A 21,525-nucleotide genomic window follows, 5' to 3' on the forward strand; every position below is an offset into this window, starting at 1 on the left:
GGGTATGTCAGGACACTCCAAGTGGGCTACGACCAAGCACAAGAAGGCCGTGATCGACGCCAAGCGCGGCAAGCTGTTCGCCAAGCTCATCAAGAACATCGAGGTCGCGGCCCGCACGGGCGGCGGGGACCTCGCCGGTAACCCCACGCTCTTCGACGCCGTCCAGAAGGCCAAGAAGTCCTCGGTCCCCAACGACAACATCGACCGCGCCCTCAAGCGCGGCTCGGGCCAGGAAGCCGGCGGCGCCGACTACCAGACGATCATGTACGAGGGCTACGGCACGGGCGGCATCGCCGTCCTGGTCGAGTGCCTCACGGACAACAAGAACCGTGCCGCCGCGGAGGTCCGCATCGCGTTCACGCGCAACGGGGGCCAGCTCGCGGACCCGGGCTCGGTGTCCTACCTGTTCTCCCGCAAGGGCGTCATCGTGGTCCCCAAGGAGGGCACCACCGAGGACGACGTGATGGAGGCCGTCCTGGAGGCGGGCGGCGAGGAGGTCACGGACGAGGGCGACACGTTCGAGGTCCTCACCGAGGCCACCGACCTGGTCGCGGTCCGCACCGCGCTGCAGGACGCCGGCATCGAGTACGACTCCGCGGACGTGGTCTTCCACCCGTCCATGGAGGTCGAGGTCGACGCCGAGGGCGCCCGCAAGATCCTGCGCCTGATCGACGCGCTCGAGGACAGCGACGACGTGCAGAACGTCTACGCGAACTTCACCGCGAGCGACGAGGTCATGGCCGAGCTCGAGAACGACGACTGACCCACCACCCGGTGTGACCAAGGGCTCCCGCGCGACCGCTCGCGTGGGAGCCCTTGGTCGTGGGTGGCGCGTGAGAAGGTGAGCGCGTGCGCGTGCTCGGAGTGGACCCAGGCCTGACCCGCTGCGGCGTGGGCGTCGTCGACTCGTTGCCCGGGCGGCGCGCGCAGATGGTCGCGGTCGGGGTCCTGCAGAGCCCCCCGGACATGTCGGTGGACCTGCGCCTGCTCACGATCTCCCAGCGCCTGGACGCCTGGATGGACGAGCACGTCCCGGACGTCGTGGCCGTCGAGCGGGTCTTCGCCCAGCACAACGTGAGCACCGTCATGGGCACCGCGCAGGTCGCGGGGCTCGCGATGGTCGCCGCGGCCCGGCGCGGGGTCCCGGTCGCGATGCACACCCCCAGCGAGGTCAAGGCGGCCGTGACCGGCACGGGCCGGGCGGACAAGGTCCAGGTCCAGCGCATGGTCGCGCGCATCCTGGGCCTGGCCGAGCTGCCCAAGCCCGCGGACGCCGCCGACGCCCTGGCGCTGGCGATCTGCCACATGTGGCGCCCCGCGGGCGCGCTGCAGGGCGGCGACCGCCACCAGCTCACCCCTGCCCAGCGGGCGTGGGCCGCGGCAGAGCAGGCCTCGCGCGGCCCGCGCCGCTAGGTGCCCGCGGCAGGGGCACGTGCCGGGGGAGCGCGGTGCGTCGAGGTGCCCGACGGCGAGGCTCACCCGGGCGCACGCCCGCCCGTTGCTAGAGTGGCCGCAGTTTCGTACAGGTGTTCGGGATCGGTCGCGCGCGGCCGGGGCCCGCGAGGATGCATGGAGGCACAGTGATCGCTTCGCTGTCGGGAACGGTGGCGAACGTCCGCCTGGACCGCGCTGTCATCGAGGTGGGCGGCGCCGGGGGAGCCGTGGGGTACCTCGTGCACGCGACCCCCGCGACCCTGTCCACGCTGCGCGTGGGCGAGGCGGCCCGCCTGTCCACGAGCATGGTCGTGCGCGAGGACTCGTTCACCCTGTTCGGGTTCGCCGACGACGACGAGCGCACCGTCTTCGAGGCCGTGCAGACCGTCAGCGGCGTCGGCCCGCGCCTGGCCCTGGCGATGCTCGCTGTCCACACGCCCGACGCCCTGCGCCGCGCCGTGGCCTCCGAGGACATCGCCGCGCTCATGCGCGTGCCCGGTATCGGGCGCAAGGGCGCCCAGCGCATCGCGCTCGAGCTCGGCGACAGGCTCGGGGCCCCCACGGGCACCGGCGACGGGACCGCCGAGGAGGCGGCAGGCACGGGCGCCGCCGTGGTCGACGACCAGCGCGACCAGGTCGTCCAGGCGCTCGTGGGGCTCGGCTGGAACCCCAAGGCCGCCGAGGACGCGCTCGCCACGGTCCTGGCCCAGGCCGGCGTCGACGTCGTCGCCCCCGACGAGATCGCCGGCGCCCTGCGCGCCTCGCTGCGCGTCCTGGGCGGCCCCCGTGGGTGACTTCGACCGGGTCGGGTACGCCGAGGGCGAGGAGCCCTTCACGTCCGAGCGGATCGTGGCGCCGGCCGCGGACGACCTCGAGCGCGCGGCCGAGGCCGCGCTGCGTCCCCGGCGGCTCGAGGAGTTCGTCGGCCAGCTCGTCGTGCGCGACCAGCTCTCCCTGGTGCTGCAGGCCGCGCTGGCCCGCGGAGCGACCCCCGACCACGTCCTGCTCTCGGGCCCTCCCGGGCTCGGCAAGACAACCCTCGCCATGATCATCGCGGCCGAGCTCGGCGCGTCCCTGCGGGTGACGTCGGGCCCCGCGATCCAGCACGCGGGCGACCTCGCCGCGGTCCTGTCCTCCCTCGAGGAGGGCGAGGTCCTGTTCATCGACGAGATCCACCGGCTCGCGCGCCCCGCCGAGGAGCTGCTCTACGTCGCCATGGAGGACTTCCGGGTCGACGTGGTCGTGGGCAAGGGAGCGGGGGCGAGCGCGATCCCGCTGGCCCTGCCGCCGTTCACGGTCGTGGGCGCCACCACGCGCGCCGGGCTGCTGCCCGCGCCGCTGCGCGACCGGTTCGGGTTCACCGGGCACCTCGACTTCTACTCGCCCGACGAGCTCCAACGCGTCCTGGTCCGCTCGGCCGGCCTGCTCGGCGTCCGGCTCGACGCCGACGCCGCCCACGAGATCGCCGGCCGCTCGCGCGGCACCCCCCGCATCGCCAACCGCCTGCTGCGCCGCGTGCGCGACTGGGCCCAGGTGCGCGGCGACGGCTCGCTGGACCTGCGGGCCGCGCGGGCGGCGCTCGAGGTCTACGAGGTCGACGAGCTCGGCATGGACCGCCTCGACCGGGCCGTGCTCGGCGCGCTGTGCACGCGCTTCAACGGCGGCCCCGTGGGGCTGAGCACCCTGGCCGTGACCGTGGGCGAGGAGGCGGAGACCGTCGAGACCGTCGTCGAGCCGTTCCTCGTGCGCGAAGGGCTGATCGGGCGCACCCCGCGCGGGCGCGTCGCGACCGCGGCCGCCTGGGCGCACCTCGGGCTCACACCCCCCGACCCCCTCGCGCCCCGCGGCCCGGGCGGCCTGACAGGGGGACGGAACGGCTCGGGACGGACGGGGCGAACCCTGTTCGACACCGGGGCCTAGACTGGGGGAGTCTGAGCGGCGGAACTCCACGGTCGTACGGTTCGTTGGTGATCCGTACGCGTGCGCCTAGACTGCCGCGCAGATCCCAGCACAGAACAGGAATCGGTTACCCCGTCATGGACTTCAGTCTCATCCTCATCCTCGCCCTCGCCGCAGGTGCGATGTTCCTCATGACCAGCCGGTCGCGCAAGGCCCAGAAGGAAGCAGCAGCCTTCCGGACCAACCTGGCCCCCGGCCAGGAGGTCATGACCGGTTCGGGCCTGTTCGGCACCATCGTCGCGGTCGACGAGGAGAAGGACATCATCACGATCGAGTCCACCCCCGGCAACCAGTCCCGCTGGCTGCGGGCAGCGATCGCCAAGCTCGTCGAGCCGCCCGTCGCCGAGGACCCGGCAGAGGACGACGAGGACGGCTCGGTCCTGGGGGACACCGACTCGACCTCGACGGTCGACGACGTGCTCGACGTCCCGGACGACCTGTCCGGACTGACGGACAAGCCGGGGGACAAGCGGGACGACGGCACCGACAGCAAGTGACACACGTCGCGCCCCGATCCCGGGGCGCGACGTCGATCCGCGTCATCGCACGCTCGATGTCGCGCGCACGAGAAGAGACGGATAGTTGGCCACCTCCAACACACGACGCGCCAGGCCCGTACGTACCCTGGTGATCCTCGCTGTACTGATCGTCGCGTTGTTCGCGTCGATCTTCGCCGGCACCAAGTGGTCGGACGCGAGCACCACGCCCGGACTCGCCCTCGACCTGGAGGGCGGCACGCAGATCATCCTGACGCCGATCGCCTCCGAGGGGCAGGTCACCGACGAGACGATCCAGCAGGCGATCAACGTGATCCGCCAGCGTGTCGACTCCTCGGGAGTCACCGAGGCCGAGATCACCAGCCAGGGCAAGAACATCGTCGTCGGGCTGCCCGGCACCCCGAGCGACGAGACGCTCGACCTCGTGCGGAAGTCCGCGCAGATGCGCTTCCGCCCGGTCCTGACGTACGGAGCACCCACCCCGGTGGCCTCCGAGACGCCGGCCGAGGAGCCCACCGAGCCCACCGCGCCCGTGACCCCCACGAGCCCCAGCGACCTGGCCCAGATCACCCCGGAGATCCAGGCCCAGTTCGACGCGCTCGACTGCACCGACCCCAAGAACCTGACGGGCGGCACCGGTGACGACGCCGACGCCCCGCTCGTCACGTGCGCCGACGACGGCACGGTCAAGTACATCCTGGGCCCGGTCGAGATCGAGGGCACCGAGATCTCCAACGCGAGCTCGGGCCTCGGCACCACGGCCCAGGGCGTCAGCACCGGCCAGTGGGTCGTCAACATCGAGTTCAACGCCGAGGGCACCAAGGCCTTCCGCGACACCACCACGCGCCTGGTCGCGCTGCCTGCCCCGCAGAACGCGTTCGCCATGGTCCTCGACGGGCTCGTCATCTCCGCCCCGACGGCCAACGTCGCGATCCAGGACGGCAAGGCCGAGATCTCCGGCAACTTCACCCGCGAGAGCGCCGCGCTGCTGGCCAACCAGCTCAACTTCGGTTCGCTCCCGCTGACCTTCGAGGTCCAGAGCGAGCAGCAGATCTCCGCGACGCTCGGCAGCGAGCAGCTCGAGAAGGGCCTCATCGCCGGCGCGATCGGACTGCTGCTGGTCGTCATCTACTCGCTCTTCCAGTACCGGGCCCTCGGCCTGGTCACGGTGGCCTCGCTCGGCATCGCGGCCGTGCTCACCTTCGGGGTGATCCTGCTGCTGTCCTGGACGATCGGGTACCGGCTCTCCCTGCCCGGCGTCGCGGGCATCATCGTCGCGATCGGCATCACCGCGGACTCGTTCATCGTGTACTTCGAACGCATCCGCGACGAGCTGCGCGACGGACGCACCCTGAACTCGGCCGTCGAGAAGGGCTGGGACCGCGCACGGCGCACCATCCTGGCCTCGGACGCGGTCAACTTCCTCGCCGCGGTCGTGCTGTACTTCCTCGCCGTGGGCGGCGTGCGCGGCTTCGCGTTCACGCTGGGTCTGACGACGCTGATCGACCTGATCGTCGTCTTCATGTTCACGCACCCTGTCATGCAGCTGCTCGCACGCACCAAGTTCTTCGCGAACGGGCACCCTGCCTCGGGCCTCGACCCGCGCCGCCTCGGCGCGAGCGCCCGGTACGCCGGGCGCGGACGGGTCGCCCGGCCGGGCGCCGAAGGCACCCAGGACGCACCCGTGAGCGACGCGTCGAGCGACGAACCCTTCGGCAGCCCCACGCGGGAGAAGGTCGGCGCGAGCGTCGGCACCGCCACGGCGGGCGAGGGGACCCGGCAGACGATCGCCGAGCGCCGCGCGGCCGCACGGCGCGCGGCCGAGTCCGGCTCGACCACCACCGACTCCTCGACCGAGGGCGACAAGAACGAGGAGAACCTCTGATGGCGCAGGGATTCGCCCAGTGGGGCAACGACCTCTACACGGGGCGCAAGTCCTACCAGATCGTCGGCAACCGCCGCCGCTTCTACATCGTCGCGATCGTCATGGTGCTCCTGTCGTTCGGGGTCCTGCTCACCAAGGGCTTCAACCTCGGCATCGACTTCCGTGGCGGCTCCGAGTTCGTCGTCTCGAACGTCAGCGACACGAGCCAGCAGCCCGCGATCGACGCCGTGTCCGAGGTCGCCCCCGCCGAGGTGCCGCGCGTCACGACGGTCGGCGGCAGCGCCATCCGCGTCCAGACCGACCGCCTGACGGCGGACGAGGTCACCGAGGTGCGGGACGCGCTCGCCGGCGCCTACGACGTGACCGAGAACGACGTCACGACCGCGTTCATCGGCCCCAGCTGGGGCAAGGACGTCTCGCAGAAGGCCATCACGGGCCTGATCGTCTTCCTCGCGCTCGTGGGCGTGGTCATGACGATCTACTTCCGCAACTGGCGCATGGCCGCGGCCGCGCTCATCGCGCTCTTCCACGACCTCATCATCACGGTCGGGATCTACGCGGCGATCGGCTGGGAGGTCACCCCGGCGACCGTGATCGGCTTCCTGACGATCCTCGGGTACTCGATCTACGACACCGTGGTGGTCTTCGACAAGGTCCGCGAGAACACGGCCGGCATCCTCGACCAGACCCGCAGCACCTACGCCGAGCGCGCGAACCTCGCGGTCAACCAGACGCTCGTCCGGTCGATCAACACCTCGGTCGTGGCCCTGCTGCCCGTCAGCGCCATCCTGTTCATCGGCGCGTTCCTGCTCGGCGCCGGCACGCTGCGTGACATCGCGCTCGCGCTGTTCGTCGGCATGGCCGTGGGTGCCTACTCCTCGATCTTCCTGGCCACACCCCTGGAGGTCTCGCTGCGCGAGCGCGAGCCCGCCATCAAGGAGCACACCCAGAAGGTCCTGGACAAGCGCGCCGCGCTCGTCGCCGAGGCGGCCGAGGGCACGGGCGGCGCCTCGCGCGACGCCCAGCTCGCCGCGGCCGGGGTCCAGGCCACGGGCCAGCTCCAGCCGGGATCGCACCAGGGCGTCAAGGCGCAGCCGCGACGCAAGCGGGGGCACTGACCCTCATGAGCACCAGCAGCATCCTGCCCGTCGGACTGACGGGCCTGGGGTCCGAGCGCGCGGCCGAGGTCCTCGGACTGATCCGCGACGTCCCGGACTACCCCCAGCCCGGCGTCACGTTCCGTGACATCACCGGTCTGCTCGCCGACGGCAGGGCGCTGGGCGACGTGGTCGACTCCCTCGCGGCATTCGCCGCGGGGGGCGTCGACCTCGTCGCCGGTCTCGAGGCCCGCGGCTTCCTGATCGGCGCACCGCTCGCCACACGCCTCGGGGTCGGCTTCCTGCCGCTGCGCAAGGCCGGCAAGCTCCCGCCGCCCACCGAGACCGTGACCTACGACCTCGAGTACGGCACGGCGTCGATCGAGCTGCGCACGGGCACCCTCCCGCAGGGCGCGCGCGTCCTGATCGTCGACGACGTCCTGGCCACGGGCGGCACCGCCGCCGCGGGGGTCGAGCTGGTCGAGCGCTGCGGGGGCGTCGTCGCGGGGGTCGCGTTCCTCCTCGAGCTCGACGGCCTCGGCGGGCGCGCGCGGCTCGCAGGCCACCAGGTCGACACGCTCCTGCGCGTGGAGTCGTAGGATTGCCACTCCGACGGACGTCGAGATTCTCCGGCGACCAGGGAGAGGAGGCACGCATGAGCGAAGAGACACGGACGGGTCGATCGTCCGGTGAGAGCGGGCCGTCCTCGGCGGCGCGCGTACGCTCGCGCCTCGTGCGGTTCGGTGTGCGGGGGAGCCAGGGCGGCACGCCCGCCCTCGAGCCGGTGCTGCAGGCGGTACGTACCAACCACCCCAAGTCCGACCTCTCGGTGATCGAGCGGGCGTACGCGACGGCGGAGAAGGCCCACCGCGGCCAGATGCGCAAGAGCGGCGACCCGTACATCACCCACCCGGTCGCGGTCGCCACGATCCTCGCGGACCTCGGCTTCGACGGCGCGACGCTGGCCGCCGCGCTGCTCCACGACACGGTCGAGGACACCGAGTACTCGCTCGAGCGCCTCACCGAGGAGTACGGCGAAGAGATCGCGATGCTCGTCGACGGCGTCACCAAGCTCGACAAGGTGACCTACGGCGACGCGGCCCAGGCCGAGACCGTGCGCAAGATGGTCGTGGCCATGGCCCGCGACATCCGCGTGCTGGTCATCAAGCTGGCCGACCGCCTGCACAACGCCCGCACCTGGAAGTTCGTGCCGTCCTCCTCGGCCGAGCGCAAGGCGCGCGAGACCCTCGAGATCTACGCGCCCCTGGCCCACCGCCTGGGCATGAACACCATCAAGTGGGAGCTCGAGGACCTGTCGTTCGCGACCCTCTACCCCAAGGTGTACGAGGAGATCGTCCACCTGGTCGCCGAGCGCGCCCCGGCCCGCGAGGAGTACCTCGCCGTGGTCCGCGAGCAGGTCACGGCGGACCTGCGCACCGCCAAGATCAAGGCGACCGTGACCGGCCGCCCCAAGCACTACTACTCGATCTACCAGAAGATGATCGTGCGCGGGCACGACTTCGCGGAGATCTACGACCTGGTCGGCGCACGCGTCCTCGTGGACACGGTGCGCGACTGCTACGCGGCGCTCGGTGCGCTGCACGCGCGATGGAACCCGGTGCCGGGCCGGTTCAAGGACTACATCGCGATGCCCAAGTTCAACATGTACCAGTCGCTGCACACCACGGTGATCGGCCCCGGCGGCAAGCCCGTCGAGATCCAGATCCGCACGCACGACATGCACCGCCGCGCGGAGTACGGCGTCGCTGCGCACTGGAAGTACAAGGAGATCGCCAAGGCGAGCGGGGCTCCCGAGCCCGCGCAGAACGACATGGCCTGGCTGCGCCAGCTCGTGGACTGGCAGCGCGAGACCGCGGACCCCTCCGAGTTCCTGGACTCGCTGCGCTTCGAGATCGGCGGCGCGGAGGTCTACGTCTTCACGCCCAAGGGTGACGTCATCGCGTTGCCCGCGGGGTCGACCCCGGTCGACTTCTCCTACGCCGTGCACACCGAGGTCGGGCACCGCACCATGGGCGCCCGGGTCAACGGTCGCCTGGTGCCGCTCGACTCGACGCTCGAGAACGGCGACGTCGTCGACATCCTGACGTCCAAGTCGGAGACCGCCGGGCCCAGCCGCGACTGGCTCGCGTTCGTCAACAGCCCCCGCGCGCGCAACAAGATCCGCCAGTGGTTCTCCAAGGAGCGCCGCGAGGAGGCCGTCGAGCACGGCAAGACCGCGATCGCCAAGGCCATGCGCAAGCAGAACCTGCCCATCCAGCGCCTGCTCAGCCACGAGTCGCTCGTGGCGCTCGCCAACGAGATGCGCTACCCCGACGTCTCGGCGCTCTACGCCGCGATCGGCGAGGGACAGGTCTCCGCCGCGAGCGTCGTGCAGAAGCTCGTGCACGCCATGGGCGGCGAGGACGGCGCGTCCGAGGACCTCGCGGAGGTCGCGCGCCCCGGGCACACCTCGCGCCGCCCCCGCACGGGCGACCCGGGCGTGGTCGTCAAGGGCGTGGACGACATCTGGGTCAAGCTCGCCAAGTGCTGCACCCCGGTACCTGGCGACGAGATCATCGGCTTCATCACGCGCGGGCAGGGCGTCAGCGTCCACCGCGCGGACTGCGCGAACGTCGTCGGGCTGCGCAACCAGCCCGAGCGCATCGTCGAGGTCGACTGGACCACGGGCAGCAACGCCCTGTTCCTGGTCCAGATCCAGGTCGAGGCCCTCGACCGCTCGCGCCTGCTCTCGGACGTGACCCGTGTCCTGTCGGACCACCACGTCAACATCCTGTCCGCGACGGTCTCCACCTCGAACGACCGGGTCGCGATGTCCCGGTTCGTGTTCGAGATGGCCGAGCCCGGGCACCTGGCCACGGTCCTGTCCGCGGTCCGCAAGATCGACGGGGTGTTCGACGTCTACCGCATCACGGGCTCCAAGGCGGCCGAGCAGCCTCAGCTGCCGGCCTGACCCCGCGCGCTTCGAACGCCCCACCTGCCCGACGACGTCGCGCACGTGGGGCGTTCGTCGTCCACGCGAGGGGCCCGCTCGACGGGTGCCACGGTGCCCCCGGTGGCAGCATCGGGGGATGGACCTGCCCGTGCTCCCGCCTACGCTGCCCATGCTCGCCAAGTCGGTCTCGGGCGTCCCGGACCCCGCCGCGGTCGACGGCGGGCTCGTGTTCGAACCCAAGTGGGACGGCTTCCGCGCGATCGTCTACCGTGACGGCGACGAGGTCCGCCTCGACAGCCGCAGCGCCAAGCCCATGGAGCGCTACTTCCCGGACGTCGTGGCGGCCGTGCTCGGCGCGTTGCCCGAGCGGTGCGTGGTCGACGGCGAGATCGTGCTCGCCCAGGGCGGCAGGCTGGACTTCGAGGCACTCCAGCAGCGCATCCACCCCGCGGCCTCGCGCGTCGCCCGCCTGGCCGCCGAGACGCCCGCGAGCCTCGTGGTGTTCGACCTGCTGGCGCTGGGGGACGACGACGTCACGCAGGAGCCGCTGAGCCGGCGCCAGGAGCTCCTCGCGGGGCTGGGGCTCGACGGCCCGCACGTGCACCTGACCCCCCGCACGACGGACCGTGCGGTGGCCCAGGACTGGTTCGCGGTCTTCGAGGGCGCGGGCCTCGACGGTGTCGTCGCCAAGCCGCTCGCCGCGCCCTACCAGCCCAACAAGCGGGTCATGCTCAAGGTCAAGCACGAGCGCACGGCGGACGTGGTGCTCGCGGGATACCGGCTGCACAAGTCCTCGACCCCCGAGGACCCGCTCGTGGGCTCGCTGCTGCTGGGCCTGTACGACGACGCGGGAGCGCTGCAGTTCGTCGGGGTGGCGGCATCGTTCCCCATGGCGCGACGGGCCGAGCTCGTGGCGGAGCTGGCGCCTCTCGTGCTGGACCCCGGGAGCCCCGAGGCCGAAGAGCACCCCTGGGCGGGGTGGGAGAGCCCCGGGTCCGGACGCATGCCCGGCGCGCAGTCGCGGTGGAGCGGCACCAAGGACCTGTCGTTCGTGCCGCTGCGCGTCGAGAAGGTCCTCGAGGTGGCCTACGACCACATGGAGGGGTCCCGGTTCCGGCACACGGTCCAGCTCCGGCGCTGGCGCACGGACCGGGAGCCCGGCTCGTGCACGTACGAGCAGCTCGAGGAGCCCGTGAGCTACCGGCTCGACGAGCTGCTTCCGGGGGCGCCGGGGGCAGCGTGAGCGGACGCCGTCGCCGGCCGATGCACCCGGGCTCGGTGGTCACGGAACCGGAACGACGCAAGGACCGACTGCGCAGGCATCGGCGAGTGTCACTCCTGTCCACCGAGCGGCTGGGGGCTTGGTAGGGACGGGGAAGGAGCGAGCGCTGGGCCGGACCGGGTCGGGACTGCCCCGGGATACCGCGCCTGCAGGTCGCCGTCGAACAGTCGCCAGCAGAAGTCGTTCATCCGGGCCGCCGTGGGAGCGTGCCGGGCCAGGACGCGCGCCACTGCCACCGGCACCTCCGGCGGGATGTCGCCGCTCGCGCACCGACGCACGGTGGCGTTGCGTGCAGCAAGGCCGCCGCTGGCCGGCAACGGCACATCGCACACCGTGGTGACCAGCCAGTTGACCAGTCGCATCGCCGCGTAGTCGGCATCGTGGTCGACGTGGTCCGCGACGAAGTCACGCTCGGCGTCGGACAGGTCGAATCGAGGCGAGGTGGCCAGCCCGAGGTCGACGAGGTAGATCTGATCGTCGTCGACCCGCAGGTTGCCGAAGTGTCCGTCCATGTGCAGGACCTCCCTGCGACGCAGGAACGCGACGGCCTCGAAGAGCTGCCGCTCGAACGTCTCGACGCTCTCCGCCGGGTTCTCCAGCCTCTCGACCAGCCGGTCGGGGAGGTGCTCGAGAAAGAGCACGAGGCTGGAGGTCGCGTCGGCCAGCTCCTCGAAGCGGGTCCGGACTGCCGGGTCGCCTCCGAACTGGGCGACGACCGCCTCGATGTCCCGATGCTCGGGCGCGACCGGTGGGCGTCCCGGGAGCACCCGCCAGTGGTGCAGCAGGGCGAAGGACTCCGACTCACCGTCGAGGACACCTTCGGTGACGGTGACGTTCGCGGCCAGCTCGCGCCACGCGCCGAAGCCCGGGCCGGCGAGTCGGTGCATGCCGTACTGACAGAAGGTCGGCAGGTCGAACAGGTTCGCCGTGCTGTGCGGATGCGCCAGTTCACGGTCGGTGATCGGGACTCGCTTGGCGAACACCGTGATGCCGTCGACGTCGAGCACGCAGGTGCCACCGCCGACGCCCACCGCGCTGGTCGGTGCATCACGGAGGAACGCGGACAGCTCGTCGTCGTCGCGGGCGGCGAGCGAGGCTGACGCGAGGTCGTGACGGGCACGACGGGTGCTGAGCATCACGCCATTGTGCCCGCAGCTGAGCAGTGAACTCCGGGGCCAGGCGCTGGACCGGCGGCCTGGACCCGAAGAGACGTGCACGAGCGGTCGAGGCACGCGGAGAGCGGTCAAGCCTTCTCGTCGTGCTCCTCGTGCCGCGAGGCGTCCTTGCTGGGCTGGACCCGCTTGGGCTCGCCCGCCATCTTGGGGTGCTCGGGAGGGTAGGGCAGGTCGCCCAGCCCGTGGTCGCGCTCGTCGCGCGCCGCGAGCTCGAGCGCTGCCTCGAGCGAGTACCGCTCGCCCGGGCTCGTCGCGTCGAGGCGTGCATGCAGGTCGCCGACCTCGGCGAAGCGCGCCGGCATGGTCAGGACGTCGAAGTCGTCGGGCCCGACGTCGGGCACCTCCTCCCAGTGCAGGGGAGCCGAGACGGTGGCGCGGGCGTTGGCACGGATCGAGTAGGCCGAGGCGATCGTGCGGTCGCGGGCCATCTGGTTGTAGTCGACGAAGATCTTCTCGCCCCGCTCCTCCTTCCACCACTTCGTGGTGACCTGGTCCGGCAGGCGCCGTTCGAGCTCGCGCCCGATGGCGATGGTCGCCCGGCGTGCCTCGACGAAGCCCCAGCTCGGCGTGATGGGGACGAACACGTGCAGACCGCGCCCGCCTGACGTCTTGGGGAACCCCTCGAGCCCCAGCTCCGTGAGCACCTCGCGCAGGTGAGGCGCGACCCTGGCCGCGTCCGTGTAGTCGGTCCCGGGCTGGGGGTCCAGGTCGATGCGGAGCTGGTCGGGAGCCTCGACGTCGGCCCCCGTGACCGGCCACGGGTGGAACGTGAGGGTGCCGAGGTTCGCGGCCCAGAGCACCACCGCGAGCTCGGTGGGCCGCACCTCGTCGGCGGTGCGGCCGCTGGGGAACGCGATCCGGGCGGTCTCGACGTAGTCCGGGGCCCCCTGGGGCAGCCGCTTCTGGAAGAACGCGTCGCCGCTGCTGTCGGTGCGCGTGCTGAGCCTGGCCCCCTCGAACACGCCCTTGGGCCAGCGCTCGAGCGTCGTGGGCCGTTCGCGCAGCGCCGCGAGGATCCCGGGACCGACCGACTGGAAGTACGTGACGACGTCGAGCTTGGTGAGGCCGCGGCCGGGGAAGACGACACGGTCCGGGCTCGTGACGCGCACGGTGCGTCCGTCGACGTCGAGCTCGACCGCCGGGGTCGTGGAACGAGGCATCTGTTCACGGTAGACGGGGGCCGGGCTCGCCGCCTGCGGGCGCGGCCCGCAGGCGTCCGGAGAGTGCGCCCAGGACCCGGCGGGCCCTGGGCGCGCCGGTGCGCCGAGACCGCAGGTCGAGCGCGTCCCGGACCGCGTCGAGGTCGAGCCCGCACCGTGCCACGAGCGCGACCAGGACGGGGCCGCTTGCCCGCGGGTCGTGCAGGCACGCGAGGTCCAGGGCCGTGCGCTCGATCGTCGTCACCAGGACGCCGCCGATCAGCGCGACCTCGGTACGCAGGAGGGCGCTCTGCCGCGGGGCTCGTCCGGGCAGCGGTGGCGGGCGGTGGACGCCGAGCGGGTGGATCACCTCGACCGTCGAGGGAGCCGGCGTCCCGCCGTGCACCCATGCGGCGCTCAGGCCGCCGATCACGGTGCGCTCGGGCACGAGGTGAGCCAGGGAGGCCGCACGGACTGCGGGGGTGAGCGGCGTCGTCGGGCGGACGGCGACGTCTCCCCGGACGCGCACCAACGCCCCCGAGCGGACCAGGTCCGCGAACGCGACGGCACCGCCGACGTGCGCCGGCCGCACGAGCTCGGGCGCGGGCGGCACGCGGACGGCCATGGCGACGTCCGCCGGGTGGTGCGGTCCAGCAGGTCCGGTGCCCGGTGGGGCGGGCGCGTGGGCGCGGGGAGCGGTGCCGGTGGACATGGGGCCAGCCTGGCGCCTCGTCCGGACATGCGCGAGGGGCCCGGTCGGACCTGTGGAAACTCTCGTCGTCCACAGGCCCGCCCGGGCCCCTCGGATGGTGCAGGATCAGCCGCGGGAGTCCTCGGCGGCCTTCACGACCTGCTCGAGCCAGGCGCGGCGAGCCGCGATCGAGGACTCGATCTCGGCGATCTTGCGCTTGTCGCCCTTGGCGGTCGCAGCGGCCAGGTCCTCCTCGAGGCCCGCGATCGCGGACTCGAGCTGGGCGGCCGCGCCCTCGGCGCGCGCACGCGTCTCAGGGTTGGAGCGCGACCACTGGGACTGCTCGGCGTCGCGGACCGCGGTCTCGACCGCGCGCAGGCGGGCCTCGACGCGCTGGATGTCGGCGCGAGGAACCTTGCCGGCGTCCTCCCACTTCTCCTGGATGTCCCGCAGGGCCGTCTTGGCCTGCGCGAGGTCCGTCACGGGGACGAGCTTCTCGGCCTGCTCCAGCAGAGCCTCCTTGACGACCAGGTTCTCCGCGTACTCGGCGTCCGTGGCGGCGTTGAGCGCGTCCCGGGCCTCGAAGAACGCGTCCTGCGCTGCACGGAAGCGGGCCCACAGGGCGTCGTCGTCGCGGCGGTTGGCGCGCCCGGCGGCCTTCCACTCGGTCATGAGGTCGCGGAAAGCGCCGGCCGTGGCGCCCCAGTCCGTGCTGTTCTGCAGGGCCTCGGCCCGCTGCACGAGCTTCTCCTTGACCTCCTTCGCGGAGGAGTTGCGCTGCTCGAGCTCGGCGAAGTAGTGCCGACGCTCGCGGTCGAAGGCCGTGCGGGCGTGGCTGAAGCGCTTCCAGAGCGCCTCCTCGCTGGCCCGGTCGATCCTCGGCCCGTTGCGCTGGGCATCCTTCCACTGGTCGAGCAGCTTGCGCAGCTCCTCGCCCGCGGGACGCCACTGGATGCGCGCCGGGTCCGTCGAGGCGATCTTCTCGGCTGCCTCGATGATCTCGGTGCGGGCGGCGAGCGCCGCCTCCTTGGCAGCGTTGCGCTCGGCCTCGAGCTCGGCGCGGCGCGCAGCCGCGACCGTGCGCAGCGACTCGACGTGCGCGCGCAGGCCGTCCAGGTCGCCGACGGCCGAGGGCTCGGCGGTCTCCTCGCCGAGCTTGGCGAGGGTCGAGTCGATCTCCTTGACGGACAGGTCCGTACCGGTCAGCCGGGCCTCGAAGAGCGCGACCTTGGCCTGCAGGTCCAGGTAGCGACGCACGTAGAGCGCGAGCGCCTCCTCGGGGGTGACCCCGGGGAACTGCCCGACGCTGCGCTCGCCCGCGGCCTCGGTCACGTAGACCGTGCCCTCCTCGTCGACGCGGCCGAACCCGGCCGCGGACTTCGCGGCGGCGCTGTCGTCAGGGATGACCGCCGCGGCCGCGGCCGGGGCGATCGACGCGGCGGCAGGGGTCGCAGCAGCCGGGGCACCCGGGCGCGGGGGCCGGGGCACCGGGACGGCGCTCGGCTTGGGCGCGGGGCTGGGCTTGGGGGCCGGGGCCGCCTCAGGGGCGTCGGCCGCGGGAGCCTGCTCGGCCTCGGCCTCGGCCTCGGCGACGGGGGCCGGTGCGGCGTCCGTCTCGTCCGCTGCAGGTGCGGCGTCGGTGACCTCAGCGTCGGTGTCGGCCGTGGCCTCGGAAGGAGCCTCGTCCGCGACGGGCGCGGCTTCCTCGACGGAGGGGGCCTCGTCGGCTGCTGCCACGGGCGCGTCGGTCTCGACGGTCTCCGTGGCGGCGGGTGCCTCGGCGCCCTCGGCCGGTTCAGCGACCGCCGGCACCTCGACCTGCTCCGTTGCGGTGGCCTCCTCGGATGCCTGCGCCGGAGAGTTCGCGTGGTTCTCGGTGCTCTCGCTCACTGGGTCTCAACTCCTTCGATGGTGACCGGGGTCGCGGGGGAGCCGTCAGGGGCCCCGTCCGCTGTCCCCGCGTCAGCGACTGCTCGGACGACGTCCAAGCCGGATGTGATCTTGCCGAAAACTGTGTACCCACCGGTGTCGGTCGGCAAGGTGGTGTCCTCGTAGACGAGGAAGAACTGGCTGCCGTGGGAGTCCGTGGTCTGGGCACGGGCCATGGCGATGGTGCCCGCGGGGAAGAACCCGTCCTCGGGCGTGTTCTCGACGGGCCCGAACGAGTAGCCCGGACCCCCGGTCCCGGTGCCCGTGGGGTCGCCGCACTGCAGGACGAAGATCCCCGAGGTCGTCAGGCGGTGGCACTGCGTGCCGTCAAAGAACTCGCCCTGGGCGAGCGAGACGAAGCTCGCGACGGTCTGAGGAGCGGCCTGCCCGTCGAGCGTGAACTCGATGTCGCCCGCGCTGGTGCGCAGCTCGCCCGTCCACTCGCGGTCCTCTGCGGCGGAAGGGGGAGGGAGCGTGAAGGTCTTGTCGGTCGCGACGGCGTCCGAGTTCGCGGAGAGTGCCAGCACGACGACACCACCCACGACGGCGAGCGCGGCGACCGCGCCGACGATGGTCCACGTCCGCTGCTTGCGGGCGCGAGCCTGCGCCTGACGCTGGGTCCACTTCTCCTCGCGGCGGCGGGCACGCTCGCGTTCGCGCTTGCTCGTCGTCACCCCAACTCCTTCGTCTCACGTCACGGGCCGCTCCGCGTGCGGGCGCGAGGGCGCGTTCTGTGCACGGGTGATCCACGGTTTCAGAGGACAGTCTAGGCATCGGGAGCGTTCTGGCGCCGTGTCGTGCCGCCTTTCAGGTCACGGTCCGGTATCAGGTGCCCCCTTTGTGCGGGTCGTTAGTGTCGTCCCATGGACCTCTTCCTCGTGGTGGCCCCCGTGTTCGGCACCAACTGCACGCTCGTCGTACCCCGCCTCGAGGGACCGCTGCCCGACGGCGCCGCGCGCCCCTGCGTGATCGTCGACGCAGGGGCCGGGGTCGTCCCCGGCGTCGTGGAGCTCGTGCGCGAGCAGGGGCTCGCGCCTCGAGCGGTCCTGGCCACGCACGGGCACGCCGACCACACCTGGGACGCGGCCGAGCTGTGCGAGCTCTACGGCGTCCCGTTCTGGATCCACGCGGCAGACGCCTACCGGCTCGCCGACCCTCTGGGCACGATCGAGAGCGCCCCGCCCGCGGGGCCCGACGGCCGGGTCGTGCCCGGCCCCCTGGCCGCGGCGCTCGCCGCGGGCGGGGCACGGGTCGAGGACTACCGGGCTCCGCGCGACGTGCGCACCTTCGGTACGGCCGGCGAGCCGGGGGCCGGGGCCCGCGAACGGCTCGACCTCGACGGCGTCCTGGTCGACGCCCTGCACGCTCCGGGGCACACCCAGGGCTCGACGCTCTACCTGCCCGTCGCGCTGGGACCCGACCCGCGCGGCGACGGTGGCACGGCGAACGACAGTGACATGGCGAACGACGGCGACACGATGAACGACACAGACCGCGGCGCCCAGGCCGGGGTCGTGCTCGCGGGGGACGTCCTGTTCGCAGGGTCGGTGGGGCGCACCGACCTGCCCGGCGGCGACGGCGAGACGATGCAGCGAACCCTGCGCGACGTCGTCGGGCGCCTCGACGACGCCCTCCAGGTGGTCCCGGGCCACGGGCCGCTGACCACGATCGGCCGCGAGCGCCGGACCAACCCGTACCTGCGCGGTCTGTGAGCGGATTGCTCGTCCGGTCCGGGAGTCTGGAAAGATCGGGTCCCATGGCCCGACCTACACCTCTCTCCGGTTTCCCCGAATGGCTCCCTGCTGGACGCGTCGTGGAGCAGCACGTGCTCGACACGTTGCGCCGCACGTTCGAGCTCCATGGTTTCGCGGGGATCGAGACGCGAGCCGTCGAGCCCCTGGACCAGCTGCTGCGCAAGGGCGAGACCTCCAAGGAGGTGTACGTGCTGCGCCGGCTCCAGGAGGAGGCGGCGGAGGGGGCCGCGGACGAGCGGTCGGGCAAGGCCGACAAGCAGCTCGGCCTGCACTTCGACCTGACCGTCCCGTTCGCGCGCTACGTGCTGGAGAACGCCGGTCACCTGGCGTTCCCGTTCAAGCGTCACCAGATCCAGAAGGTGTGGCGCGGCGAGCGCCCCCAGGACGGGCGTTTCCGTGAGTTCGTGCAGGCGGACATCGACGTCGTGGGTGCGGGCGAGCTGCCCTACCACTTCGAGGTCGAGCTGCCGCTGGTCATGGCCGAGGCGCTGGGCGAGCTGCGCTCGATCGGTGTGCCCGAGGTCCGCATCCTGGTGAACAACCGCAAGGTCGCCGAGGGCTTCTACCGCGGGCTGGGGCTGGACGACGTCGAGGGCGTGCTGCGCAGCATCGACAAGCTCGACAAGATCGGCCCGGACAAGGTCGGTGCGCTGCTGGTCGCCGAGACGGGCGCGACGCCCGAGCAGGCGGCTGCGTGCCTGGCGCTCGCGGCGATCTGCGGCTCGGACGCGAGCGTCGCGGAGCGGGTGCGGGCGCTCGCGGCCGAGCACGGCGTGACCTCGGAGCTGCTCGAGGAGGGCCTGCGCGAGCTGTCGGCGCTGATCGACGCGGCGGCCGTGCGGGCGCCGGGGGTCGTCGTCGCCGACCTCAAGATCGCGCGCGGCCTGGACTACTACACGGGTTCGGTCTACGAGACGGTGCTGGTGGGGCACGAGCAGCTCGGGTCGATCTGCTCGGGCGGGCGCTACGACACCCTGGCCTCGGACGGTGCGAACACCTACCCGGGGGTGGGGCTGTCGATCGGCGTCTCGCGCCTGGTCTCGCGCCTGCTGAGCGCGGGCCTGGTCCGCTCGACGCGGTCGGTGCCGAGCGCGGTCGTGGTCGCGGTCACGAGCGAGGAGACGCGTCCCGCGTCGGACGCGGTCGCGGTGGCGCTGCGTTCGCGGGGCATCCCGGTCGAGGTCGCGCCGAGCGCGGCCAAGTTCGGCAAGCAGATCAAGTTCGCCGACCGGCGCGGCATCCCGTTCGTTTGGTTCCCCGCGGGGATCGGCGCGGACGGCGAGGTCGTGCCGCACCAGGTCAAGGACATCCGCTCGGGCGAGCAGGTCGCCGCTGACCCGGCGGTGTGGGCCCCGGCCGAGGAAGACCTGTGGCCGCGGGTGGTGCCCGCGGGGGAGTGAGCCCGCTGCCTGGGTGCTGACCCGGGTGGGCGCGCGTGAGGCCCGGCAGGGGTTCCCTGCCGGGCCTTGCGCGTATCGATGCTCAGCGGCATTTCGCGCACTTCCCGCTTCCTCGACGGCGTCTCGCCCGCGGGCACGACGATCCTGCCCGTCACGACGCACGCCATGAGCGGCCTCGGCCGGGCGCCCGACGTCTACGCGGCCCTCGCTCCCGACGCCGTCGTGGGGGAGGGGCTCGACGTACGCGGGGAGCAGGTCGCCGACGCCGGGCCGGAGATCGACCGCTGGGCGCGCGCGGACGGGCTCGGCTGAGTCGTCCGAGGCGGCGTGCGACCGCATCGACAACATCATCGAACATGTGTTCGAATGGTGCGATGAGGTGGGACGGGCAGGCGATCACGGCGGACGACGGCGCGCTGCCCGGGCTCGGCCGCATGGCGGGACTCGTGCGGACCGTGCGAACCCCGGAGTTCGCCGGGGTCACGTTCCACGAGGTGCTCGCCAAGAGCGCGCTGTCCAAGGTGCCGGGGGAGTCCCGCATGCCGTTCACCTGGACGATCAACCCGTACCGCGGATGCTCCCATGCGTGCTCGTACTGCTTCGCGCGGCCCTCGCACCGCTACCTCGACATGAACCCCGGCGAGGACTTCGACAGCCAGATCGTCGTGAAGATGAACGTCGCCGAGGTGCTGCGGGCCGAGCTCGCCAAGCCGTCCTGGGCGGGCGACGCGGTCGCGCTCGGCACCAACACCGACCCCTACCAGCGCGCCGAGGGACGCTACCGGCTCATGCCCGGGATCATCGACGCCCTCGAGGCCTCGCGCACGCCGTTCTCGATCCTCACCAAGGGCACGCTCCTGCGCCGAGACCTCCCGCGCCTGACGCAGGCGGCGCAGAGCGTGGACGTCGGCATCGGGGTCTCCTTGGCCTTCGTCGACGAGGACCTCCAGCAGGCCGTCGAGCCCGGGACGCCCACGCCGCGCGCCCGCCTCGACCTGATCCGCGCCGCCCGGGGTGCCGGGCTGCCGTGCGGGGTCATGATCGCCCCGGTCCTGCCGTGGCTCACCGACTCGACCGACCACCTCACGCGCCTGCTCGACGCGGTCCACGAGGCCGGCGCGACCGGCGCCACGGTTCTCCCGCTGTTCCTCAAGCCCGGCACCCGCGAGTGGTTCATGGCCTGGCTGCGCCGCGACCACCCCGAGCGGGTCGCGGGGTACGAACGCATCTACGCGGGCGGGTCGTACGCGAGCCGCGCGTACCGGGACTGGTTGTGGGACCGGGTGCGCCCCCTGCTCGTCGAGCGCGGCTTCGCGAGCGCCGGGCACCGGTCCCAGGCGCGCACGTCCGGCCACGCCCGGACCGCCTGGCACCCCGAGACCCCTGGCGAGCGAGCGCGGCCCGACGAGGGCGACTACCCGGCCGGGAGTCTGGTGACGCAGCACCGGGACAGCGGCAGACCGCCAGGACGCACGGGCACGAGCGCGGCCGCGAGCGCCGAGCAGCTGCTCTTCTAGGACAGGCATGCACCAGGACGGCTACGCTCTCGCACCATGACGCCCGCCTGGCCGACCTCTCGCGGGCTGCCCGCCCTGGAGGACGTGGCGCCGCACGTCCGGACCCCGTTCGGGGACGTCGTCCTGTCCGCCCGGTGCGCCGGACGGGTCCTGGGAACCGCTCCCGGCCCCGCGTTGGCCCTGCCCGCCGGCGGTCGGCTGCTGCACTGGAGCGGCCCCTCGTGGTCGCTCGAGCAGATCCTCACGCCCCTGCCGACCTTCGACGAGGAGGGGAGGTCTCCGGCCACGACCTGGGGTGTGGCATGGCGGGTCCGGGCGCTGGGTGCGCCCATCGAGACGGGCCTGCGCATCGAGATGGCTGATCAGCCCGTCGGCCTCGAGGTCGGGACCGCCGACGGGCAGCACCTCGCGGCGCTCGCTGTCGACGACGGTCGCACAGAGTTGGTCATCGGCGGGCCGGACAGCGAAGGAGTCTGGGGCCTCGCTCTCCGAGGGCTGTGCCCCACGCGGTGGACGTCCGACCATCCCCAGCTTGCGAGCGACCTGTCGTTGGTGGACGAGGTGCCGCGCCGGCTCGGGTTGCCAGGTGCTGCCAGCGACCGGCGAGGAGCCGCCGAGCGCCCTGGGCTCGAGTGGACCCTGCCTGCGCTCGAGGACGGCGAGGTCGCGGTCCTCGCGTGCGCCGTCTCCTGGACGCCGTACGACGCGGAGTCGGTGTGGGGGTGGCTGTCCGTGGACGTCGGGCCGGAGTACGTGGTCCGCCACGCGATGGGCACGGCCCCCGTCCGCTGAACGCGACGGCCCGGCGGACGC

The 21,525-nt window shown here is 72.5% G+C and carries 20 protein-coding genes; 15 read left to right on the plus strand and 5 right to left on the minus strand.

Going from position 1 to position 21,525, the window contains the following annotated elements; all coding sequences use genetic code 11:
• Positions 1 to 4: 4 nt before the first annotated feature.
• The 10 genes from ASE15_RS12940 to ASE15_RS12985 all read left to right on the plus strand — a co-directional run bounded on the left by ASE15_RS12940 (position 5) and on the right by ASE15_RS12985 (position 11,068).
• Positions 5 to 763, plus strand: coding sequence for a YebC/PmpR family DNA-binding transcriptional regulator (locus tag ASE15_RS12940; RefSeq protein ID WP_056652119.1), 759 nt, complete (start codon positions 5 to 7; stop codon positions 761 to 763).
• Positions 764 to 849: 86 nt separating this feature from the next.
• A complete protein-coding gene (gene ruvC, locus ASE15_RS12945; protein ID WP_056652116.1) occupies positions 850 to 1,413 on the plus strand; it encodes a crossover junction endodeoxyribonuclease RuvC in 564 nt (187 codons plus the stop codon).
• Positions 1,414 to 1,580: 167 nt separating this feature from the next.
• On the plus strand, positions 1,581 to 2,228 hold the full coding sequence (ruvA, locus tag ASE15_RS12950; protein ID WP_056652113.1) for a Holliday junction branch migration protein RuvA: 648 nt from the start codon (positions 1,581 to 1,583) through the stop codon (positions 2,226 to 2,228).
• 52 nt (positions 2,229 to 2,280) lie between these two features.
• Complete coding sequence (gene ruvB / locus ASE15_RS12955) at positions 2,281 to 3,354, plus strand: Holliday junction branch migration DNA helicase RuvB (protein WP_369800611.1); 1,074 nt, start codon at positions 2,281 to 2,283, stop codon at positions 3,352 to 3,354.
• A 116-nt stretch (positions 3,355 to 3,470) separates the two neighbouring features.
• The gene (yajC, locus tag ASE15_RS12960) at positions 3,471 to 3,890 is read left to right on the plus strand and encodes a preprotein translocase subunit YajC (protein ID WP_056652107.1); all 420 of its coding nucleotides are present in this window, start codon (positions 3,471 to 3,473) and stop codon (positions 3,888 to 3,890) included.
• A 130-nt stretch (positions 3,891 to 4,020) separates the two neighbouring features.
• On the plus strand, positions 4,021 to 5,775 hold the full coding sequence (secD, locus tag ASE15_RS12965; RefSeq protein WP_235534401.1) for a protein translocase subunit SecD: 1,755 nt from the start codon (positions 4,021 to 4,023) through the stop codon (positions 5,773 to 5,775).
• The gene (gene secF / locus ASE15_RS12970) at positions 5,775 to 6,893 is read left to right on the plus strand and encodes a protein translocase subunit SecF (RefSeq protein WP_056652101.1); all 1,119 of its coding nucleotides are present in this window, start codon (positions 5,775 to 5,777) and stop codon (positions 6,891 to 6,893) included. The genes secD and secF overlap by 1 nt, the downstream gene beginning before the upstream one ends.
• A 5-nt stretch (positions 6,894 to 6,898) precedes the next feature.
• Positions 6,899 to 7,471, plus strand: coding sequence for an adenine phosphoribosyltransferase (locus ASE15_RS12975; RefSeq protein WP_056652098.1), 573 nt, complete (start codon positions 6,899 to 6,901; stop codon positions 7,469 to 7,471).
• A gap of 56 nt (positions 7,472 to 7,527) precedes the next feature.
• Positions 7,528 to 9,843: a bifunctional (p)ppGpp synthetase/guanosine-3',5'-bis(diphosphate) 3'-pyrophosphohydrolase gene (locus ASE15_RS12980; protein ID WP_056652096.1), complete on the plus strand. Its 2,316-nt coding sequence runs from the start codon at positions 7,528 to 7,530 to the stop codon at positions 9,841 to 9,843.
• A 118-nt stretch (positions 9,844 to 9,961) separates the two neighbouring features.
• Positions 9,962 to 11,068 carry an ATP-dependent DNA ligase gene (locus ASE15_RS12985; protein ID WP_056652094.1) on the plus strand — a complete coding sequence of 369 codons (1,107 nt, stop codon included), beginning with the start codon at positions 9,962 to 9,964 and terminating at the stop codon, positions 11,066 to 11,068.
• An 89-nt stretch (positions 11,069 to 11,157) separates the two neighbouring features.
• Here the strand turns inward: ASE15_RS12985 and ASE15_RS12990 are convergent, their stop codons facing one another.
• The 5 genes from ASE15_RS12990 to ASE15_RS13010 form a co-directional block, all read right to left on the minus strand.
• Positions 11,158 to 12,243: an aminoglycoside phosphotransferase family protein gene (locus tag ASE15_RS12990; protein ID WP_235534402.1), complete on the minus strand. Its 1,086-nt coding sequence runs from the start codon at positions 12,241 to 12,243 to the stop codon at positions 11,158 to 11,160.
• Between the two features lie 107 nt (positions 12,244 to 12,350).
• Positions 12,351 to 13,442: a non-homologous end-joining DNA ligase gene (gene ligD, locus ASE15_RS12995; RefSeq protein WP_056652090.1), complete on the minus strand. Its 1,092-nt coding sequence runs from the start codon at positions 13,440 to 13,442 to the stop codon at positions 12,351 to 12,353.
• 4 nt (positions 13,443 to 13,446) lie between these two features.
• The gene (locus ASE15_RS13000; protein WP_157257651.1) at positions 13,447 to 14,133 is read right to left on the minus strand and encodes a hypothetical protein; all 687 of its coding nucleotides are present in this window, start codon (positions 14,131 to 14,133) and stop codon (positions 13,447 to 13,449) included.
• A 105-nt stretch (positions 14,134 to 14,238) separates the two neighbouring features.
• Complete coding sequence (locus ASE15_RS13005; protein WP_056652085.1) at positions 14,239 to 16,002, minus strand: DUF349 domain-containing protein; 1,764 nt, start codon at positions 16,000 to 16,002, stop codon at positions 14,239 to 14,241.
• Complete coding sequence (locus tag ASE15_RS13010) at positions 15,999 to 16,715, minus strand: peptidylprolyl isomerase (protein ID WP_056652081.1); 717 nt, start codon at positions 16,713 to 16,715, stop codon at positions 15,999 to 16,001. Before ASE15_RS13010 ends, ASE15_RS13005 begins: the two co-directional genes overlap by 4 nt.
• A gap of 189 nt (positions 16,716 to 16,904) precedes the next feature.
• Here ASE15_RS13010 and ASE15_RS13015 point away from each other — a divergent pair, with 189 nt between their 5' ends.
• From ASE15_RS13015 to ASE15_RS13035, 5 genes are all read left to right on the plus strand, one after another.
• Positions 16,905 to 17,753, plus strand: coding sequence for an MBL fold metallo-hydrolase (locus ASE15_RS13015; protein ID WP_056652078.1), 849 nt, complete (start codon positions 16,905 to 16,907; stop codon positions 17,751 to 17,753).
• A gap of 44 nt (positions 17,754 to 17,797) precedes the next feature.
• A complete protein-coding gene (hisS, locus tag ASE15_RS13020) occupies positions 17,798 to 19,195 on the plus strand; it encodes a histidine--tRNA ligase (RefSeq protein WP_056652075.1) in 1,398 nt (465 codons plus the stop codon).
• Between the two features lie 78 nt (positions 19,196 to 19,273).
• Complete coding sequence (locus ASE15_RS13025; protein ID WP_056652072.1) at positions 19,274 to 19,507, plus strand: hypothetical protein; 234 nt, start codon at positions 19,274 to 19,276, stop codon at positions 19,505 to 19,507.
• Positions 19,508 to 19,569: 62 nt separating this feature from the next.
• On the plus strand, positions 19,570 to 20,712 hold the full coding sequence (locus ASE15_RS13030; protein ID WP_056652069.1) for an Rv2578c family radical SAM protein: 1,143 nt from the start codon (positions 19,570 to 19,572) through the stop codon (positions 20,710 to 20,712).
• 36 nt (positions 20,713 to 20,748) lie between these two features.
• Positions 20,749 to 21,504, plus strand: coding sequence for a hypothetical protein (locus ASE15_RS13035; protein ID WP_056652067.1), 756 nt, complete (start codon positions 20,749 to 20,751; stop codon positions 21,502 to 21,504).
• The last annotated feature ends 21 nt before the right edge of the window (positions 21,505 to 21,525 follow it).

Source organism: Oerskovia sp. Root22 (assembly GCF_001429135.1).
GTDB lineage: Bacteria > Actinomycetota > Actinomycetes > Actinomycetales > Cellulomonadaceae > Oerskovia > Oerskovia enterophila.

Bases quoted from the DNA above. Each gene is read 5' to 3' on its own strand.
- ASE15_RS12940 (WP_056652119.1), top strand. From the start codon at position 5: ATGTCAGGACACTCCAAGTGGGCTACGACCAAGCACAAGAAGGCCGTG.
- yajC (WP_056652107.1), top strand. From the start codon at position 3,471: ATGGACTTCAGTCTCATCCTCATCCTCGCCCTCGCCGCAGGTGCGATG.
- secF (WP_056652101.1), top strand. From the start codon at position 5,775: ATGGCGCAGGGATTCGCCCAGTGGGGCAACGACCTCTACACGGGGCGC.
- ASE15_RS12975 (WP_056652098.1), top strand. From the start codon at position 6,899: ATGAGCACCAGCAGCATCCTGCCCGTCGGACTGACGGGCCTGGGGTCC.
- ASE15_RS12980 (WP_056652096.1), top strand. From the start codon at position 7,528: ATGAGCGAAGAGACACGGACGGGTCGATCGTCCGGTGAGAGCGGGCCG.
- ASE15_RS12985 (WP_056652094.1), top strand. From the start codon at position 9,962: ATGGACCTGCCCGTGCTCCCGCCTACGCTGCCCATGCTCGCCAAGTCG.
- ASE15_RS12990 (WP_235534402.1), bottom strand. From the start codon at position 12,243: ATGCTCAGCACCCGTCGTGCCCGTCACGACCTCGCGTCAGCCTCGCTC.
- ligD (WP_056652090.1), bottom strand. From the start codon at position 13,442: ATGCCTCGTTCCACGACCCCGGCGGTCGAGCTCGACGTCGACGGACGC.
- ASE15_RS13000 (WP_157257651.1), bottom strand. From the start codon at position 14,133: ATGTCCACCGGCACCGCTCCCCGCGCCCACGCGCCCGCCCCACCGGGC.
- ASE15_RS13015 (WP_056652078.1), top strand. From the start codon at position 16,905: ATGGACCTCTTCCTCGTGGTGGCCCCCGTGTTCGGCACCAACTGCACG.
- hisS (WP_056652075.1), top strand. From the start codon at position 17,798: ATGGCCCGACCTACACCTCTCTCCGGTTTCCCCGAATGGCTCCCTGCT.
- ASE15_RS13025 (WP_056652072.1), top strand. From the start codon at position 19,274: ATGCTCAGCGGCATTTCGCGCACTTCCCGCTTCCTCGACGGCGTCTCG.
- ASE15_RS13030 (WP_056652069.1), top strand. From the start codon at position 19,570: ATGAGGTGGGACGGGCAGGCGATCACGGCGGACGACGGCGCGCTGCCC.
- ASE15_RS13035 (WP_056652067.1), top strand. From the start codon at position 20,749: ATGACGCCCGCCTGGCCGACCTCTCGCGGGCTGCCCGCCCTGGAGGAC.